This is a genomic window from Sinobaca sp. TMA16-18 (assembly GCF_059510535.1).
The window spans coordinates 70,534-88,934 of record NZ_JCAKFM010000004.1; the positions used below are offsets into that span (position 1 = coordinate 70,534).

Annotated in this window: 21 protein-coding genes and 1 riboswitch; of the genes, 7 read left to right on the forward strand and 14 right to left on the reverse strand. The window is 43.6% G+C overall.

Annotated features, from left to right (window positions below; genetic code table 11):
• Window positions 1-94: 94 nt before the first annotated feature.
• Both AC5W14_RS08755 and AC5W14_RS08760 read right to left on the reverse strand, forming a co-directional pair.
• On the reverse strand, window positions 95-1,507 hold the full coding sequence (locus AC5W14_RS08755; RefSeq protein WP_496060408.1) for a sucrose-specific PTS transporter subunit IIBC: 1,413 nt from the start codon (window positions 1,505-1,507) through the stop codon (window positions 95-97).
• A gap of 97 nt (window positions 1,508-1,604) precedes the next feature.
• Entirely contained in the window at window positions 1,605-2,597 is a 993-nt protein-coding gene (locus tag AC5W14_RS08760; RefSeq protein WP_496060407.1) for a LacI family DNA-binding transcriptional regulator, read from the reverse strand.
• A 273-nt stretch (window positions 2,598-2,870) separates the two neighbouring features.
• On the opposite strand from AC5W14_RS08760, the gene AC5W14_RS08765 reads away from it, so the two are divergent.
• Window positions 2,871-4,259, forward strand: coding sequence for a peptidoglycan-binding protein (locus tag AC5W14_RS08765; protein ID WP_496194150.1), 1,389 nt, complete (start codon window positions 2,871-2,873; stop codon window positions 4,257-4,259).
• A 106-nt stretch (window positions 4,260-4,365) separates the two neighbouring features.
• Here AC5W14_RS08765 and mnmH read toward each other — a convergent pair whose 3' ends face one another.
• Both mnmH and AC5W14_RS08775 read right to left on the reverse strand, forming a co-directional pair.
• Window positions 4,366-5,382: a tRNA 2-selenouridine(34) synthase MnmH gene (gene mnmH / locus AC5W14_RS08770; protein WP_496194151.1), complete on the reverse strand. Its 1,017-nt coding sequence runs from the start codon at window positions 5,380-5,382 to the stop codon at window positions 4,366-4,368.
• A 27-nt stretch (window positions 5,383-5,409) separates the two neighbouring features.
• Window positions 5,410-6,330, reverse strand: coding sequence for a ketopantoate reductase family protein (locus AC5W14_RS08775; RefSeq protein WP_496194152.1), 921 nt, complete (start codon window positions 6,328-6,330; stop codon window positions 5,410-5,412).
• Window positions 6,331-6,440: 110 nt separating this feature from the next.
• On the opposite strand from AC5W14_RS08775, the gene AC5W14_RS08780 reads away from it, so the two are divergent.
• Window positions 6,441-6,872: a hypothetical protein gene (locus tag AC5W14_RS08780; RefSeq protein WP_496194153.1), complete on the forward strand. Its 432-nt coding sequence runs from the start codon at window positions 6,441-6,443 to the stop codon at window positions 6,870-6,872.
• Here the strand turns inward: AC5W14_RS08780 and AC5W14_RS08785 are convergent.
• Window positions 6,869-7,318: a nucleoside deaminase gene (locus AC5W14_RS08785; protein WP_496060402.1), complete on the reverse strand. Its 450-nt coding sequence runs from the start codon at window positions 7,316-7,318 to the stop codon at window positions 6,869-6,871. The genes AC5W14_RS08780 and AC5W14_RS08785 overlap by 4 nt on opposite strands.
• A gap of 10 nt (window positions 7,319-7,328) precedes the next feature.
• Window positions 7,329-7,994 (reverse strand): MBL fold metallo-hydrolase, encoded by a 666-nt coding sequence (locus AC5W14_RS08790; RefSeq protein WP_496194154.1) that lies wholly within the window; start codon window positions 7,992-7,994, stop codon window positions 7,329-7,331.
• Window positions 7,995-8,096: 102 nt separating this feature from the next.
• Here AC5W14_RS08790 and AC5W14_RS08795 point away from each other — a divergent pair, with 102 nt between their 5' ends.
• From AC5W14_RS08795 to AC5W14_RS08805, 3 genes are all read left to right on the forward strand, one after another.
• The gene (locus AC5W14_RS08795) at window positions 8,097-8,471 is read left to right on the forward strand and encodes a DUF1499 domain-containing protein (RefSeq protein WP_496194155.1); all 375 of its coding nucleotides are present in this window, start codon (window positions 8,097-8,099) and stop codon (window positions 8,469-8,471) included.
• 161 nt (window positions 8,472-8,632) lie between these two features.
• Window positions 8,633-9,619: an ABC transporter substrate-binding protein gene (locus AC5W14_RS08800; protein ID WP_496060399.1), complete on the forward strand. Its 987-nt coding sequence runs from the start codon at window positions 8,633-8,635 to the stop codon at window positions 9,617-9,619.
• A 2-nt stretch (window positions 9,620-9,621) separates the two neighbouring features.
• Entirely contained in the window at window positions 9,622-11,661 is a 2,040-nt protein-coding gene (locus tag AC5W14_RS08805; RefSeq protein WP_496194156.1) for an iron ABC transporter permease, read from the forward strand.
• A gap of 29 nt (window positions 11,662-11,690) precedes the next feature.
• Here AC5W14_RS08805 and AC5W14_RS08810 read toward each other — a convergent pair whose 3' ends face one another.
• On the reverse strand, window positions 11,691-12,485 hold the full coding sequence (locus AC5W14_RS08810; RefSeq protein WP_496060397.1) for a hypothetical protein: 795 nt from the start codon (window positions 12,483-12,485) through the stop codon (window positions 11,691-11,693).
• Window positions 12,486-12,489: 4 nt separating this feature from the next.
• Window positions 12,490-13,329 (reverse strand): ABC transporter ATP-binding protein, encoded by an 840-nt coding sequence (locus AC5W14_RS08815; protein WP_496194157.1) that lies wholly within the window; start codon window positions 13,327-13,329, stop codon window positions 12,490-12,492.
• Between the two features lie 201 nt (window positions 13,330-13,530).
• Here AC5W14_RS08815 and AC5W14_RS08820 point away from each other — a divergent pair, with 201 nt between their 5' ends.
• Window positions 13,531-13,695 (forward strand): SE1832 family protein, encoded by a 165-nt coding sequence (locus tag AC5W14_RS08820; protein ID WP_496060395.1) that lies wholly within the window; start codon window positions 13,531-13,533, stop codon window positions 13,693-13,695.
• A gap of 83 nt (window positions 13,696-13,778) precedes the next feature.
• On the opposite strand, the gene AC5W14_RS08825 is transcribed toward AC5W14_RS08820, so the two are convergent.
• Window positions 13,779-14,186: a hypothetical protein gene (locus tag AC5W14_RS08825; RefSeq protein WP_496060394.1), complete on the reverse strand. Its 408-nt coding sequence runs from the start codon at window positions 14,184-14,186 to the stop codon at window positions 13,779-13,781.
• A 121-nt stretch (window positions 14,187-14,307) separates the two neighbouring features.
• Here AC5W14_RS08825 and brnQ point away from each other — a divergent pair, with 121 nt between their 5' ends.
• Window positions 14,308-15,618 (forward strand): branched-chain amino acid transport system II carrier protein, encoded by a 1,311-nt coding sequence (gene brnQ / locus AC5W14_RS08830; protein WP_496060393.1) that lies wholly within the window; start codon window positions 14,308-14,310, stop codon window positions 15,616-15,618.
• Window positions 15,619-15,659: 41 nt separating this feature from the next.
• Here the strand turns inward: brnQ and AC5W14_RS08835 are convergent, their stop codons facing one another.
• The 5 genes from AC5W14_RS08835 to AC5W14_RS08855 all read right to left on the reverse strand — a co-directional run bounded on the left by AC5W14_RS08835 (window position 15,660) and on the right by AC5W14_RS08855 (window position 18,401).
• On the reverse strand, window positions 15,660-15,869 hold the full coding sequence (locus AC5W14_RS08835) for a hypothetical protein (RefSeq protein WP_496060392.1): 210 nt from the start codon (window positions 15,867-15,869) through the stop codon (window positions 15,660-15,662).
• Window positions 15,870-16,082: 213 nt separating this feature from the next.
• The gene (locus AC5W14_RS08840; protein ID WP_496060391.1) at window positions 16,083-16,406 is read right to left on the reverse strand and encodes a helix-turn-helix domain-containing protein; all 324 of its coding nucleotides are present in this window, start codon (window positions 16,404-16,406) and stop codon (window positions 16,083-16,085) included.
• A gap of 171 nt (window positions 16,407-16,577) precedes the next feature.
• Window positions 16,578-16,700: an anti-repressor SinI family protein gene (locus AC5W14_RS08845; RefSeq protein WP_496194158.1), complete on the reverse strand. Its 123-nt coding sequence runs from the start codon at window positions 16,698-16,700 to the stop codon at window positions 16,578-16,580.
• 29 nt (window positions 16,701-16,729) lie between these two features.
• Window positions 16,730-16,816, reverse strand: a riboswitch (cyclic di-GMP riboswitch).
• A gap of 84 nt (window positions 16,817-16,900) precedes the next feature.
• Complete coding sequence (locus AC5W14_RS08850) at window positions 16,901-17,794, reverse strand: diacylglycerol/lipid kinase family protein (protein WP_496194159.1); 894 nt, start codon at window positions 17,792-17,794, stop codon at window positions 16,901-16,903.
• A gap of 118 nt (window positions 17,795-17,912) precedes the next feature.
• Window positions 17,913-18,401 (reverse strand): hypothetical protein, encoded by a 489-nt coding sequence (locus AC5W14_RS08855; protein WP_496194160.1) that lies wholly within the window; start codon window positions 18,399-18,401, stop codon window positions 17,913-17,915.

Sequence of the window (18,401 nt, forward strand, 5' to 3'; positions counted from 1 at the left end):
CCTCTCTCCGTCGCAGCGCTCCTTTAGTCTGCCACAGGAAGGATATTTAGACAATAAAAAACACCAGCCGTTTCCGGCTGGTGTCTGCGCTGTATTATGCTGCCTTATCTAATTCTTCTTTCATTTTATCTGAGTAGCCGAATAACCATGTTAACGTAAAGGCCACTGCTGCTGAAAGAAGGTTAACGACGATATAGAGAAGAATTTGTTCATTCAAGTAGAGCAGGGTACCCGGAACTACTGTAATTGCCATACCTGTGGCTTCCATCTGGAAAAGAGACGCTGTAAAACCACCGACACCGCCCCCAATTAATCCCATAAGGAAGGGCTTTACATAACGGAGGTTAACACCAAAGATGGCAGGCTCCGTGATTCCGAGAAAAGCGGAAAAGGAAGATGGCAGAGCCAGTGCTTTCAGCTTTTTCGATTTGGTTTTTAAACCCACTGCCAGAGCGGCACCGCCCTGAGCCGCAATACCACACGTAATAATGGCATTAAACGGGTTGGAACCGAACTGCTCGAGGAGCTGAATCTCTAAAAAGTTAAATACATGGTGCACTCCTGTAATAACGAGAACCTGGTGGAAGAAGCCAATAATCAGGCCACTGATGCCAAACGGCGCCTCTAACAACGCTACTGTTCCTGAAAGAACAAGATTTTCCAGGCCGTGCATTACCGGTCCAATAAGGAAAAGTGATAGGAAAATCATGACGAGTAGTGTTAAGAATGGTGTGACAATTAAATCCAAAGCTTCCGGAACTCTTTTTCTAAGCTGCTTTTCAAACAGTGCTCCAAGCCACCCGGCAATAAAGGCCGGCAGAACAGAGCCCTGATAACCGATTACCGGGATGAAACCGAAAAAGGTAAGCGGATCTGCCACGCCCTCTCCTACTTCATAAGCGTTAGGAAGAGAAGGGTTGACGAGCATGAGTCCCAATACAATACCGATGATTGGGCTTCCTCCAAACACCCTGAAGGCAGACCATGCTATCAAAGCCGGAAGAAAGGCAAATGCTGTATCAGTCAACACTTGTGTAAACGTTATCAAATTAGCCGGTACGTCGTCAGGCGTCAGCCCAAACCATCCAAGCACAACTTCCTGCAGCAGAAGCCCTCTGAGTCCCATAAAAAGTCCTGTTGCTACAAGTACCGGGATGATAGGAACAAATACATCCCCAAACGTCCGAATTGCACGCTGAAACATGTTTCCCTGTTTTTTTGCTTCCTGCTTCTGTTCAGAACTCGTGCTTTCCGTTACCCCAAGCTTAGAAGCTTCTTCATACATTTTATTTACCGTTCCGGTGCCAAAAATCACCTGATACTGGCCCGAGTTATAAAAAGCGCCTTTTACTTTATCAATATTTTCTACACTATCCTGGTCAATTTTCTCTTTATCATGAACCATTATCCGAAGCCTTGTTGCACAATGAGCGACGGAAGCAATATTCTCTTTTCCCCCTACCGCTTCAATCAGTTCTTTTACAATAGCCTTATTATCAGCTGCCATTTTTCACCCTCCTGTTTCCGTTTGAGCTTCTTTGGAATCGATTCCAAAAAGAAGTAAAATGATAGTCGACCCCTCTTTGGAATCGATTACATTCTTATCATAAGCTATTTCTTTCTATAAGTCCATACTTTAAAATATTTTTTTTATTCTTTTTAACAGCTGGATTTTCCATTTCTTCCAGTAAGGTTCTGGCCGCTTCTATCCCGGCCTGTTCGTTGTAATAATCCACTGTAGTGAGTGCCGGCTTCGCATATTGAGACAACTCTGATGCTCCAAATCCTGCAATGCCTACATCACCCGGCATGGCTGCCCCGATACGAGCAAGATAATCCGCTGCCCCGATCGCCATCCTGTCTGTTGCACATACTACACCATCAGGCTTTAACTCCGAACGTTCCCAAATGGTTTTCATTGCACTATAGCCGGACTCAATAGTAAATGCGCCTTCTGCCTGCCAGTCTTTTTCTACCGGAAGGCCTGCTTCTTCCAAGGCTTTTATGTATCCTTTTTTTCTCCAAAAACCGACGGCTTCATCTGTTTCATCTACGCTGATTAACCCAATTTTCCTGTAGCCTTTTTTTATGAACAAGTTTGTTAAGTCATACGCTGCCCGAAAGTCGTCGTACATGAGGCAGATTGCATCGGGGAACTCCTGTCCCACTACAATGACCGGTACTTTTGCTTCCGACACAGCTGTTTTTATCGGATTGAGAGTGTTCGTTGCCAGAAGAATAATGCCATCTACTCTTCTGCTTTCCAGCAGCTTGATATGCTCGACTTCTTTATCTATATTAAGGTCCGAGCTGGCAAGAAGGATTTGAAAGCCTTGTTTCCCTAACTCTTTATCTATACCCGATACTACACGCGTAGTCGTTTCCGTGCTGAGTCTCGGCAGGATGACCCCGATAACTTTCGTTTTTTTCGTCCGCAGTGATTTCGCGTTTTCACTCGGAATATACCCGGTTTCTTCTATTATCCTGTGAACCCGTTCTCTGGCTTCTTTACTTACAGCAGTAGATTCATTGAGTACCCTGGATACTGTAGTCCTTGAAACATTAGCCAATCTTGCAATATCCTTTATTGTTGTCATATTACCACTTTCCTTTTCTTCTCCCCGGAGTTTGCGTACTTTCTATATTTTATCCCCATTTTACCAGTTACTACAGAGTTTTTCCTGACTAATATTATAGTTTTTAAAATATTGTGGTTCAATTGCACAGATTACACGGAGATTTCAATTCGTTTAAATGGGCGATTTGAGGTTGCGTAGAAAGAAACCCGGCTGATAAGATGTGAGAGGTCGAGAGTGAACAGTGAACAGAGAAGAAACAGAATTACTATTATTAAATGGAGGTTTTACATTTTGAAATTTCAACCAACACTAAAATCATGGACTAAGCTTGGCGTACCAGCCGTAGCAGCAGGATTTATTTTCTTTGCAGGTCCAGTCAATTCAGAAGCAAATGAACTCGGAAACGATCTTATACAAAAAGGACAGGAAAACTCACAGGTAGAAAGCCTCCAGGAGCTTCTAAGTGATAAAGGAACATTAAACGAAAGCGCAGTATCCGGTACTTTTGGTAAAGAAACCAAAGCTGCTGTTACTGCTTACCAGGAAAAGCACAGTCTTGCAGTGGACGGTATTGCCGGACCGCAGACAATTGGTGCACTTGAAGTCTTAAAGCATGGATCTACAGGTCAGCCTGTTGAAAACCTGCAGGAAGATCTAAGCGATCTTGGACTATATACTATTGAAGTAGACGGCATTTATGGAGATAAAACAGAAAAAGCTGTTAAAGAATTCCAAAGCAAAAGCGGAATAAGCGTTGACGGCCTTGCAGGTCCTGAAACGTTTGGTGCTCTCCATACAGTAAATACTAAAGCACCTTCATCAACTGAAGTTGCTGCAGCACCAAAAGCATCAGCTTCAACAGCTGATTCTAAAGAAAAAGCACCTGTAGAAGAGAAATCATCTTCTGAAGACACTGCTTCTGAGGACACTTCTTCTGAAGACACTAGTGCACAGGAAGCAGCCCAGGCTGAAGAAGCCGCTGCTGAACGTCAAGCCGCACAAGAAGAAGCTGCCGCTCAAGAGGCTGCCGAGCAGGAAGCTGCTGAACGCCAGGCTGCTGCTGAACAGGAAGCTGTAGAGGCTGAATCTGCTGAAGCGGAAAACGCTGCCGAGCAGGAAGCTGCACAAGCCGCTGCCGCTGAAGAAGAGGCTGCTGAACAGGAAGCTGCACAAGCCGCTGCCGCTGAAGAAGAAGCTGCTGAACAGGAAGCTGCACAAGCTGCTGCCGCTGAAGAAGAGGCTGCTGAACAGGAAGCTGCACAAGCCGCTGCCGCTGAAGAAGAGGCTGCTGAACAGGAAGCTGCTGAAGCTGCACAAGCTGAAGAAGAAGCTTCCCAGGAAGTAGTTGAATCATCCTCTTCAGAAGCCAGTGCTGATTCTGAAGCATCCGGTGATTCATTTACAGCTGAAGCTACAGCTTACACTGCTTTCTGTACAGGATGCTCAGGTACTACTGCAACAGGCGTAGACCTTCGTGCCAACCCTAACCAGAATGTTATCGCTGTAGACCCTAATGTTATCCCACTTGGCTCAACTGTTGAAGTTGAAGGCATGGGTACATTTACTGCTGCTGATACTGGTGGAGCAATCAATGGCAATAGAATTGATATCTTCATGGAAGATCGCAGTGACGCTGTATCATTCGGTCGTCAAAACCTTGAAGTAACTGTAATCAACTAATATATTTAAAACCCTTGAGCCGTTTAATGGTCTCAAGGGTTTTTTACTTTTGCATCTTTTTCAACAACCTGAACAAGCTCTCGGCCAAATGGCTGAGAGCTTGTTTTTATACTTTTTCTTTTTGAATGCTTTCTATACAGCGTGCTACTTCCTTTTTTGCTTCATCAATATCAGCAGCAGTGACAAGCATTGGTTCTTTCTCATACTGGGCGTATGCATGATCATAGCGTGGATCATAATAATGCTCCAGTAAAAGAGAGGCGACTCTATCATAGCGTTCTTCCTGCATAGCGGTATGAATGCTTTCTTTCGATTCCTCTGTGAGTTTACTTTCGATTTTTTCAATAGCAGATTTAATTTCCTGGTGGTACAGTTTTGGATCGTACGTTCGAAGCAGTACTTGTTCCCTTTCTTTCATTGGAAGCTGCACATCAATACGGTGTCCATACCATTTCCCCTTTTGAATAAAATCCGGAAGATGAATATTTCCTATCCGCCGGCTCTCTCCTTCAATGATAAAGAAAGGAGCATCTTCGAGTTCTTTTACTCTCATCCAAAGAAGGAGTTCAAACTGCTTCTGACTTCTTTTCTGAAGCCCTATAGATCCAAAAGCCGATCCCCTGTGATTTGCAAGATGCTCCAATGAAATAACCGGATAGCCTTCTTCTTCCAATTGATCCAGTATTTCTGTTTTTCCAGTACCGGTTCCTCCGGACAGCACAATGTATTCTCTTCGTCTTTCTTTTTCCTTTTGGAATGTTCTTTCCATTTCTTTTCGAAAAGACCGTATCCCACCTGGAAGCCTGGAACAGGAGATCCCCATCATATTCATAAAAGAAACAAAAGAACCGCTCCGCATGCCGCCCCGCCAGCAGTATACTTCCACTTCCTGCTCCCCTTCACTAATATCACGCATCAGCCGGTACATGGAAGGAAGTTTTGGTGATAGTATTTCCAGACCAAGATCCATTGCTTTTTCTTTTCCTTGTTGTTTATACGCTGTACCTACCATGGCCCGTTCCTCATCGTCAAAAATAGGAATATTAATGGCTCCAGGAAGTGAATATTCTTCGAATTCTTTAGGGGACCTTACGTCAATATACTGTTTGTTTTTCGATAACATTCTATGAATCCTCTTCCCTTCTCTGTTTTATCTATTAAAAGCCTTTGGCTTTATTATGCTGTACATGGTAAATAAAACAGGTGACGCTATATTGTGCTTTTCTGCAAGCTTTAACGCTTCGCCCTGCAGGTGCTCTACTTCTATTTCTCCCCCACGGAGAAGGTCATTATGCATAGAGGATGTCGCCTCTGTATTCAATGACTGCATCTGCTTTAACGCTGTCTCAGCGTGTTCTGCAGTTATTCCGCCATTTTCTGTATTGGCAATGTCTTTCATTTCCATCAGCATCGAACGTATTGTCATACACGCTTCTTCTGAACGGACGACAGGACCTATCGTTAAGTCTGCAGCCGTTGTAATGCCTGAAAAAGCAGTAATAAACATATATTTTTTCCACATGTCATGCCATACGTTTTCGCTTCTTTTCGTTTCTGCATTGACGGCCTCAAATAATTCTTCTATTCTATCCACTGCCGGTTCCTGCTCCGGCAGAAGTGCTCCATAAATGATTCCATGCTGGCTGCTTGTATGGTGCACATGCCCTTTTTCATCTAATGCTGCAATGATAAATGCCAGTCCGCCGATAATCCGGCTCTCCGGGATCATTTGTTTCATTTTATCAATATGAGAAGTTCCGTTAAGTAAAGGTAAAACCGGCGCTTCTGTTTTTTCAGCCAGTTCAGCCAGCTGCGGAAGCGCTTCATCTATATGGTACCCTTTTACCGCCCATATGATTAAATCTGCGCCTTCAGCTTCTTCGGTTGACGTGATAGTGTTTACCTGTGGTATGTGGAAGTCGCCTGCTGTACTATGCAGGGTCAATCCATATTCTTTTAGCTGATCACGGCGGCCGGACCTGACGAAAAATGTCACTTCATGTCCGGCTTCGATAAGACGTGCCCCTATATAGGCTCCTACTGCGCCGGCTCCTTGCACTATAACTTTCATGTGTAACCTCTCCTTTGTTTTCTTATCTCATTGCACAATCAACTATAATTAGATATGATAGCCAAGATGAATCACACAGTTAATTTCCGTGACAATCAGGAGATGAAAATATGAAATGGATCACCGCAATTAGAGAATGGAATCCCGTCTATACAATAAACCGCTGGATTGGACGGGGAGACGGCAGCAGAGCCGGGTCTGTCCAGGAATCTTTAAGCCGTATGGAAAAAAGACGCCAGGAAAAAGAGTCAAAAACAGACAACCGTTTTTATCGTGCCTCTCTTTATGCTTTTTTCACCGTTTGTGTACTGCTTCTCCTTATGCCTATTGTATATTTTCTGCCCTGGCCTCAGGTTGCACTTTGGGTAGCTGTTATTATCCTGCTGGCACTGGGTGTATCGTTTACTTTGTCAGCTATCACCATTAAAAAGCAGTCAAAATATGTTCATCTGCCCTATATGTGGGGTATTCTTTTATTTGCTGTCCTGCTCTTTCTATTTTTCCTATTTATCATTATTTATTTTCGTTTTCTGCTCGGTTAATTATCCGAGCTTATTTTTTTCCATATAGCGTAGGGGTCTTGTTCTCCCATATCAACCGGCTTGTGATAGGAAGTATAAGCCGGCGCCTCATCTCCCGGAGAAGGTGCAAGCCCTGCCTCTCTTGCGTCCTCTAACGTCTTTCCCATATAAACTACAGGTATCTTACTCCAGTTAATGGCAGCCTCGCACATCGGGCATGGTTCACCGCTCGTATACAGCTCGCAATCACTTAGATCAGGAGACCCCTGCTCTCTTGTTGCCTGCCTGATTGCTTCCAGCTCTGCATGGGTCGTCGGATCATTTGTCCGGTGCAGCTGATTGGAAGCCCGGGCTATTATTTTTTCATCTCTTACGATAACACACCCGAAAGGCTCTCCTCTGCTTTCTTGTACTGTTTCTGCTGCCAACAGCAGAGCTTCTTTCATAAACTCCTGCTTATATCCCATATCTCTCACCTCATTGTTTTGTATATTTCTGCAGATAGGCCTGCAGCTGATCCTTTGGCTGTTCAATGTCTTCCCCGTGGCAGATGCTGACCCGTTTCGGATTAAGTTCTTCCAGCAGACGGCTCGACTCTACAGCTTCGTTTATATCAGCTGTAAAAGCCTTTATCGGAGGAGTGAGTTTTCCTCTTTTGGAAGTAAACAGATCGCCGCTGATCAATACGTTATCTTCTTTATGATAAAAAACGGTGTGCCCAGGTGAATGGCCGGGCGTCAGATAAGGAACTAAGTTCATCATCGTATGAAGATTATTGTTTTCATCTTCCGGCAGCGGTTTAACGATACCGGGCGTGATGCCTCGTTCCGGTTTTTTCCGCTTCGGGTATGGTACTTTTCCTTCTATATATTGGATTTCATTCGAATGTGCATATACCGGTACTTTTCTTTTGCGTAGAATGGAAGACAGCCCTCCTACATGATCGGAGTGTCCGTGGGTAAGCAGAACCATCTGCAATGGTGCTTTTTCTTCAGCAAATGATAACAGCGAAGAACCCATAAACGGAAGACCCGTATCAATAATAATCGTATAGTCGCCCTCTTTTACAACCCAGGCGCTCATTTTAATTCCCATCCATGTTTCGCCTTTGTATATATGAGGGGAAATCTGTTTGAATTTCATATTTGTCTCTCCTTTTCTAAGGAATGAATGATTAATGGTTACCTTAATAGGGAACTGTCTAACATGACAATTACATCATACCATTTGAAAGGGGTTCCGTTCATGAAACTTCCACCTTGTCCCAATTCCCCTAACTGTGTTTCGACTATGGGAAGCTCTGAAGACAAACAACACTACATGGACCCAATTGCTTTCAGCGGCGAGCCGGAAGAAGCAAAACGCATCGTCCGGTCTATTTTGAAAAAAGATCCACTCGCTGAAATCGAGCACGAGGACGTCGATTATATGAAAGCTGTTTACAAAGTAAAGCTCCTGCCTTTTAAAGATGATGTGGAATTCTATTTCGGTCAGCAGGGATTTGTTCATTTCCGCTCTGCTTCCCGGGTCGGCTATTCAGACCTTGGGAAAAATAAAAAAAGAATGACCTCCATAACAAAGCAATTTCGTGAGGAATATAATAAGCAGACAGCAACATAGAATAGGAACGATGGGTTTTGGCACCCATCTTTTTTATGTTTTTCTACAGCATTCCTTTCTGCTTTTACATATACCAATCAAAAAATATATTGATTTATAGCATCATTCATAGTAATATTTTAATTGCAAATGATAATCTTTATCAATAAGGAGATGGACTGATGACAAAGAAATACATATGGATTCCTGCGCTTGCAGGGCTGCTTGCACTGGGTGCCTGCAATGCTTCAGATACAGAAGAAAGTGGCAGTGAAGAAGAAAACGGCGGCGGGGAAACAACTACTGTTCAAGGAGCTGCAGAAGAAGTAGAGCTTGAAGAAACGCCCCAGAATATTGTAGTCTTAGAGTGGGTTTATGCGGAGGACTTATTAGCACTTGGCGTAGATCCTGTCGGTATTGCTGATCTGGAAGGATATAATCAATGGGTGAACGTAGAGCCTGAACTTCCTGAAGATATTACTGATGTAGGCACAAGACAGGAACCAAACCTGGAGGCTATCGCCCAGCTTGAACCGGATCTGATTATTACTGCCTCCTCTCGTCATGAAGCTATTAGTGATCAACTAAATGATATTGCTCCAACCGTTATGTTTGAACCGTACCCGGAAGAAGGCGAAGGCGATCAGTATGAGGAAATGGAAACCACGTTCCGTGAGATCGCTTCTGCTGTTGATAAAGAAGAAGAAGCCGACCAGGTGATGGAAGACCTGAACAGTTCCTATGAAGACGTGGCAGCTGAAATAAGCGACGGTGGATATGAAGGAAACGAAGTTCTTTTATCACAGGCTTTCAGCGCGAATGACACTGCTGCTATCCGTCTTTTTACAGATAACTCCATGGCCGTAAAGATTATGCAGGAAATCGGCCTCGAAAATGCATACGACGGCGCGGAATTTGAACTTTATGGCTATACAGAAACAAATGTTGATGCTCTTGAACCATATCAGGATAGCGATTTCATGTATATCGTACAGGAAGAAGACAATGTCTTTGAAAACCAGCTCGCAGGAAACGAAGTATGGGAAGGCTTGAGCTTTGTGGAAGAAGACCGTACTTACGCACTTCCGGGAGATACCTGGACGTTTGGAGGGCCTCTCTCTGCTGAAGTATTCGCCGAGCAGGTTTCAGACTCACTGACAGGAGAATAAATATGAAGCATTTGCATAGAAAAACAAAGGCTGTCCTTATCTTCGGAGGGGGGACAGCCCTCTTGTTTTTTTTGTCATTTTTACATTTATATCAAAGCAGTCAGGCCATGGGCTGGACCGTTGTGCTCCAGGCACTGCAAAACGAAGGCGAAACCGTTCAGCATAGTATCGTCAGGTCTGTTTACCTTCCCAGAATTGCACTCGGCCTCCTTGCCGGCGCCGCGCTTGCAGCTGCCGGGGTTATTTTTCAAACGCTGACAAAGAATCCTCTGGCCGCGCCTAGTACGCTTGGCGTTCATGCCGGGGCTTATTTCTTTGTAGTAGCCGGGGCAGCTCTTGGGTCAAGCGGCCCCGCCTGGCTCTTTGGCAATGGGTTTTTGTTTGCCTTTCTGGGAGGCTCTCTGGCTGCTGTGCTTGTATTTGCGCTGTCCGGAGGCATCAATGCCACCCCGGTCCGCATGGCGCTTGCAGGGCTTGTACTCAGCTTAATGTTTTCTTCTTTCACTGCTGCTCTGCAGATCTTTTTTGAATATGAAACAGCCGGTTTATTCCTATGGGGAAATGGTTCTCTCGTACAACAGGACTGGAGCGGCGTACTATTTGCCCTCCCCTGGACCGCAGCTATTACTATCGTCATCTTTATGATCAGCCGACAGATGGATATTATGCTGCTTGGCAGCGACCAGGCAAAAGTTCTGGGTGAAAAAACAAAAAGAGTTCAGGTTGTTATGTTCTTTCTCGCTGTCGGCCTCTCCGCTCTTACTGTAAGTGTAGCGGGTCCTATAGCTTTTATCGGCCTTATCGCCCCCCATTTAATGCGGCTGGCCGGCTTCCAGCTTCACAGCCTGCTTATTCCCGCTTCTATGCTGTGGGGTGCTAATATTTTAATTGGGGCAGATATACTCGGACGCTTTCTGGATCCATCTCTTACCGAGATGCCCGTAGGCTCTGTTACCGCATTAATTGGTGCGCCGTGGCTGATCTGGCTTGTGTTGAAACACCGCGGCAGCTTTTTCGGAGCGGGCAGTAGAGAAAGCATATCGGGGAGCCGTCTTTCTTTTATGCTTCCCTATCCGGTTGTATTAATCGGTTCAGGATTTCTCTTAGTACTCGTATTTTTTATAGGGATGGCTGGAGGCAGTACCGGTTTTGAATGGATGGAAACCTGGCGGGCCCTGTTTACAGATGAAGCATCCGGACAACGGTTCATTATCTTTGATCTGCGGCTTGGAAGAATGCTTGCGGCCTGTGCAGCCGGCATGCTCCTGGCAGCAAGCGGTCTTTTATTCCAGGGAATACTCCGTAATCCTCTGGCAGACCCTTCAGTTATCGGTGTAACGGCAGGAGCGGGTGTTGGTGCTTTAAGCGTATTGTTCTTTTTTTCATCGCTCTCAGCCGCCTGGCTCCCGGCCGGTGCGATTGCCGGTGCTTTTCTAACCGTAGCTGTTGTTTTATTCTTTTCATGGAAAACCCAGTTCCATCCGGCCGTGCTTGCCTTAATGGGTATCGCCATATCAGCTGCCGGAGGAGCGGTCACCCAGATTTTAATTGTTCGTTCTAATTTAAATGCCGCTTCCGCGCTCACCTGGCTTTCCGGCAGCACGTATGCAAGCGGATTTAATGAACTGCAGATGTTTCTTGTCTGGCCGCTTGTTATTCTTATTCCAGCGTGTTTCTTTCTTTTGGGCTCACTGAATATTCTTGCGTTGGGAGATAACAATGCAATCGGCCTGGGTGTTCCATTGACAGCCGTGCGTTGGTTTTCGATCATTTTAGCTACCTTTTCTGCTGCTATGGCAGTAGCTGCGGTAGGCACCATCGGATTTATCGGCCTTGTCGCTCCTCATCTGGCCAGGCTGCTTGTAGGAGAGGATTACCGGAGGATCTTTCCTGTCGCGTTACTGCTTGGGGCTGCCCTCCTCGTCGGAGCCGATGCGGCAGGAAGAATAATCATTGCTCCAAAAGAAATTCCATCCGGGCTCGTAGCCGCTATTATTGGCGCTCCTTTTTTCTTATGGCTAATGAGCCGGACCAAAAAATAATATTCCAGAAAAAAGACAGGATAGCGTATTTACGCTTCCTGTCTTTTTGTTAACTTATTGTATTTGGCATTTCGTTCTTCTTTTTTCATTCTTGGGCACCGGTAACAGTATGAACTGCTGCCTTTAAAAGCCAGACAGCACGTCGGCTTTGTATAAATTTTCTCTTCCCCCGCCGGGTTTGGTATTTCCATACAACGGAATGCAAATGGCGGCTTGGCACGCCCAAAAATGTTTCCATCTTCAAAGTCCAGTACATCCTGCCAGCTTTTCCTCAATGCCTGTTCGGTTTCTGGACTTTCCGTCACTTTCGCAAGGTGAAGAAAGTAAGGTACGGCATGATAGACCTGTCCCCAAAGTTCTTTTATACGTACTCCCGCCGTTTCTGAAAACTTCAGAAACAGAGGAGTGACATGCTCTGCATAATACTCGGCAAGCGCCTGCTTTGTGTCCGATGCGTCGGCAGGGCTGTTTTCCAGTACTTCCCGGTCAATCAGGAATTGGTACACCGGCTCATCGTATTCACCCGGCACTAAATAAACTGTACATCTGCTGGAAATGGTGTTCATATCCAGACCGTGGACAATCGCCCAATGGCCGAATGCGATAAAGCGGCTGAAGCGGTTCGCCCAGAAGGCGGCACTCATATCGAAGCTCGGCGCCTCAATATATGTTCCATACTGCTCTAAAAATTGTCTGCAGGACTCTGTTTCTTCTGCTGCCCATTCTTTTAAAGAATGCCGGCACTCCCACTGCTTCGGCTCTTCATGAATAACAGAAAAAACACTTCGTATTTGGGTAGCGTTATGACGGATAACAGCCTGCATAAACCTACACCTGAGCTAATCTAAGTTCGGCTTCGCTCATAGGAGCGTCAATTGTATCATTTGTTACAAGATCGTATGTCATGCACAGAGGCTTTCCTGTTCGGGGATCTGTTACAACATAAGCGTCAATTCCAAATACTCTGCGCAGGACCTTCTGGCAGACTACTTCATGCGACGAACCGTAATGCTGGATTTCTCCATTTTTAATAGCAATTAAATGATCGGAAAATCTAGCAGCCTGATTCAGGTCGTGAAGCACCATAACGATCGTACGGTTTTCTTCCCTGTTCAGCTTTTGAAGAAGCTCGAGTACTTCGAGCTGATGCGCCATATCAAGATAGGTTGTCGGCTCATCAAGAAGAAGCAGGTCGGTCTCCTGGGCAAGTGCCATCGCGATCCAGGCCCGCTGACGCTGCCCTCCGGAAAGAGCATCGAGCGTGCGGTCCTGAAATTCTGTCATTCCTGTATCAAAAATTGCTTTTTCAATCGCTTCTTTATCCACCGGAGTCAGTCCGCCTACTCTTTTACGATGAGGATAGCGGCCGAAAGCTACAAGCTGCTGCACCGTAAGAGTCTGCGGTGTCTCGGGTGACTGTGTAAGAATAGCCATTTCTTTTGCTACTTCTTTTGTTTTCATATCATGTATATTGCGGCCATTTAAATAAACAGCTCCGCTGTTGGGTTTCAATGTTCTGGACATAGCTTTTAGTAAGGTGGATTTTCCGCAGCCATTGGGACCGATAATAGAGGTAACCTGACCTTCTGGTATCTCTACTGTCATTTCCTTTATAATGTTATTTTCCTGATATGAAACTGCTATCTGCTGTGTGGTTAAGTTTGACACACTGGAAACCCCTTTCATGCTTTTCGTACATTTATATAATCTTTTCATCACTAACATTGATAATCATTTTCATTTAAAGTATAAATCTTTTTTTTGAAAATATCAACACGAACAAAAAGACTTTTCTGTATTTTATGTTTTCCTCTCCTCCATTGAGTATGCTACATTGTAATTAACCAGAGAAAAAGGAGCTGCCATTAGATGGATGAAAAAACAAAAGAAGAACAACTGGCATGGCTGAAAAGCGAATATGTGAGAGTGCAGGGAGACCTGGAAAAGCTTGAATCTGTAGGCAGAAGCCCGGAGGCTGCGCTTAACCAGCTTACTGAACTTGAAGAACAGATTGCAGAGACAAGAAAAAAATAGGATTTCCGTTGTCGGCTTCATAAAAAATATCTCAAAGCGATGAACGCTTTGAGATATTTTTTATGGAATTAAAGAAATCGATTCTATTTTTCTACAAAATATTTCACATATTCCGTTTCCCCGGCTGGAATATCAGGATGCCTGACTAATTCCACTCCAAACAGCCCATCTTCATTTATATCGAGCAGGCATTCCTGTTCCAGCATTTCTGAAGCTTCCATGTCAGCATGAAATTTAATTTCAATATACTCTTCTGCGTCTTCGATGCTTGCGGTAAACAACGGGTATTCGATTTTTTTTACTTTCGGAATGGAAATCACGTAGTTTTTGTTATTGTAAATAGTACGCATCACCCTGTAGCCAAGCCAGTTTCCTCTCTTATCATACAGCATGTATCCACTCACATCAGGGTACGCCCCGAGCGGTGACGTCCTGGTGGCTTTATGCTGCAGGTAAATGTAAATTAATTCGTCTTCCATTGTCACAAGCATACTTCTCCTCCTCTGCATTAATCTCTTTTTCTCTATTTTAACAGGTAATATAAATACCTTTACAATTTACTTATGCAGCGTTAGGATAATGGAGGTTTATTTTATTTCAAGGGAGACAATCATGAACAGACTAACATGGAAAGATAACTTTTTTATAGGTTTAATGCTGTTTGCCTTATTTTTTGGAGCAGGCAACTTAATATTTCCTCCATTTTTAGGTCAAGAAGCCGGAACGTCCTACCTTCCCGCTATTATCGGCTTTGTGATTACCGGCGTAGGGCTTCCTGTTTTGGGAATAATCGCGGTTTCCCTCTCCGGCCAGAGCTTTCAGGGGATTGCGGAAAGAGTAAACAAACCGTTTGCATTCCTTTTTATGATTATTTTATACGCAGCTATCGGTCCTTTTTTTGGTATTCCAAGAGCAGCGAACGTTTCTTATGAAATGGGCATCGTTCCTGTTCTGACGGATGGCGGTTCAAACACAGCATTATTTTTGTTTTCCATATTGTTTTTTGGCCTTGTATTTCTGCTGAGCCTCAACCCTACTAAGCTTGTCACAACGATAGGGTATGTTATTACACCCGCTCTGCTTCTTTCTATTGTACTGCTGGTCGCTGGAGCTTATGCCACCGGTTTTATGGGAGGAGGAGGCCCGCCATCGGATGAATATACTTCTCAGGCAATTGGAAGAGGTTTTGTTGAAGGGTACTTAACGATGGATACCATCGCAGCTTTAGCCTTTGGCCTGATTGTTGTGAATACATTGAAAGAAAAAGGTGCATTGGACCGACGCGAAGTAAGACGGTCAGCGGCTTCGGCAGGCATCATTGCAGGTATTGGTCTTGCCGCTGTATATATTGCTATTGGATGGCTTGGAGTGCACAGCGGGCCCCGTATGCTGATGGAAAACGGCAGCGAAATCCTTACTTATTCTGCAGGTGAATCTTTTGGTTTTACCGGTACTATTCTCCTCGGCTTAATTGTTACATTAGCCTGCCTTACCACCTGCATTGGATTAGTAACAGCGTGCAGCCAGTATTTTCACCGCTATCTGCCTTTCCTGCCGTATTCGGTGCTGGCTTTACTATTAACTATACTCAGCCTTCTCGTAGGCAACCTGGGGCTGAATACCATTATTTCTTTATCGGTTCCGCTTCTCGTCGCCATTTATCCGCTTGCGATTGTGTTAATCCTGCTCGCTTTGATAAATGAGAAAATAACGCTTCATCAGTCCCACTATATTGGAGCTGTTGCCGGTACTATTATTGTAAGTGCCTATGACGGGTTAAAGGAAGCAGGCTTAGTGCCTTTGGAGGGCATTGGCCTGTATTCCTACCTTCCATTTTTTGAACTGAACCTGGGCTGGATACTGCCGGCTCTGGCTGGACTTGTGATTGGTCACTTCTTCAGATCAAGATCGATCCCTTATTAAAAAAAGCGGGGCCGCTGGATACTCTCCAGCCCCTCGCTTTTTTATATTCTTACATAGACCATTGTTGCGTCTTTACCGCTTTGAAAAATATTGTCTCCTGTGTACATGAGCGTGACATTATTCAGACGATCTTCCATCTCTTTTATTTTTTGCTTTGCCACATCAAACGCGCAGTATCCCAAAAAATGACCGTTCACATAAAGGGAGCATTTATTGTTAGTTAAGTAAACAAGCTTAATATGTCTGTTCATGATATTAGTATAATACACACCGCCCCTAAGTCTTACCAAATCGTCATCCTCCGTTCTATATTGTTCTTTTTAAAGAATTAAATACATTATATAACGAAAAAACGGATTTGAAAACACTTATTTGAAAGAAAAATACATTTTAACGAACATTTTTTGTTCTTTATATAGAAATTAGTCAAAATAAAAAAAGGATCGTATGACACGATCCTTTTTTTAATTTTTAATTCTCCATTTGTTGAACTCAAGAAATTCCTTGAACTGATCTTTGGAAACTCCCGAATTCATTGCTTCTTCGACTATTTCCAGCCACTCATTATCGAGCTCTTCTTCATTAATTTCTGATTGCTCTTTAATTAAAAGATCAACCGATATGTTTAATACCTTAGCAATCTTCTCTAAAAACTGGATCGATGGATTTGTTTGAATATCTCTTTCCAGTGCACTAAGATACGACTTCGCGACTCCGGCCTGATTCGCCAGTTCTGTCAACGATAAGCCTCGCTCTTTTCGAAGCAGTTTCACCCTTTCACCAATCATCGCTTGAACCCCTTTGTATACTGTAGTTTGTGCTTTGCTGTAATTATAACATATAACGAATTGCAGTATGTTATAGTGAACGACATTTTTTTAAATTGCACACTTATGCCTATACTTATATTTACATAAATTAAAAAAATAAGCCATACGAAATGGCTTATTTTTTCCTGATTATTTGGTTTGTCTTAAGAATTCTTTAACCTCACTAGGGGTTAAACCAGCTTCTTTAGCCTCAACCATTAAATGCAGCCAATCTTGATCAAGCTTTTGTACTTTTGGAATTAATAATTCCATCAACCCTCACCCGCCTTTAGGAAATTTCCCCAGGCAGTTCAGCCGTCTTAGCTATAATAAGCCTTAGACCTGTAACTTTGCGAGACTGCTTTTCAGCAGCGTTGCCTTTTTCTGAAGGTTGCTTGTTAGTGTTTTTATCTTACTACATTTTCCAAAAAAATGTTAAAAAATTCCTAAAAGAATAATTATCAGAATCTTCTTTAATTATTATCCACCTGTATTTCTCCAAACAAAAACGGTATCTTTTTTGGCAGAATCTTTATATGAACCGGCGTTTCTTCATACACTTCTCCATCCGTGTCTGCTTTCATTGCTTTTTCCGTTTCCAGTTCCACCTCGGAAGCCTGAATATACTCAATAGAACTTTGTTCTAAATTGTACATAAAAGGATTTTTGGAATTAAAAAACTCTTTCAAAAGCGGTGCTCCGCTTTCTTTTATAATGTATACATCTATAAGTCCATCATTCAGGGAAATCTGATCACCCGGAAGGCGGTTTGTACCAATAAAATAACCATTTGCAAATAAGATCATTACAGCATCGTCCTTGTATTCTTTTCCATCTGCTTTTAGCGTAAATGTAAACGGCGAAGCATTATTAAACGTTTGGAGTGCACTGATAAAATAGCTTACTTTACCAAGCATTCCTTTCAGCTGATCATCGATATTTTCAGACGTTTCTGCGATCAGGCCGATGCCATAAAAATTAGAAAAATAGCGATCGTTCATTCTTCCGATATCGATATACTCTATATGGTTCTGTTCTACTACTGCAGCAGCTTTTTTTAAATTCTGCGGAATCATTAAAGATCTAGAAAAGTCATTGCAGGTGCCTGTGGGCAGGATACCGGTAACGGGAGGGGTTTCCAGCGTGGCCAGGCCGTTAATAGCTTCATGTACAGTCCCATCCCCTCCCATGATCATAATGATATCAAACTCGTTTCCCTGTTCACGGCAGAGCTGTTCTGTATGCCCCTTTTCCTGCGTGAAGGTAATAGTAAGCTCTTTTGTCTGCAGAGCCAGCGTGCTGACGGTCGCATCCAGGTTCTTCTGGATTTCATTATTGCCGGACGCACCGTTTATCAATAACCACATCTTATTATACATATTTACCATTCCTTCATTCTGTAGCGTTCTTACCCATATTCTATACCCTATTTTCTCGTATCACACGCTTTTTTAAAACCCCTGCCTGAGATTCGGCAGGGGCTGGCTATTTCTTTTTATATAAAGAAGGCGCATGACGGTATTCACTCATAGAATACTGCATCTGTTTACTATCAAGCATATACAATCTCCAGTCTTTATTGGGATACTGCTTTTGTAAAAAAGAAGACGCTCTTTTCATCTGCAGTGCCGTATATTCTGATGTTACCGCGTAGGCAGCTATATTCCCATCCGCCTCTAAATCTATTCCACTTATAATAAACAATCCGTCTGCTTGTGCCTCCCATTTCTCTTCCAGCCTTTCGGCAAGGGATTTGATTTCTCCAAGACGCTTCTGCAGAAGTTTCAGTCTGTGAATAAACTCTTTCACATTTTTAAATTGATTCGGGTTAATATATTTCCAGCGTCGTTTTATTGTTAAAGAAAGTTCTGCATCATCACTGAACTGCCTATATGCAATACTCCTCAGCATATAAATTGTAAAATCAAATACGGAGGAAGACTTTTTTAATACATATCCCTGCTGATTTTTCAC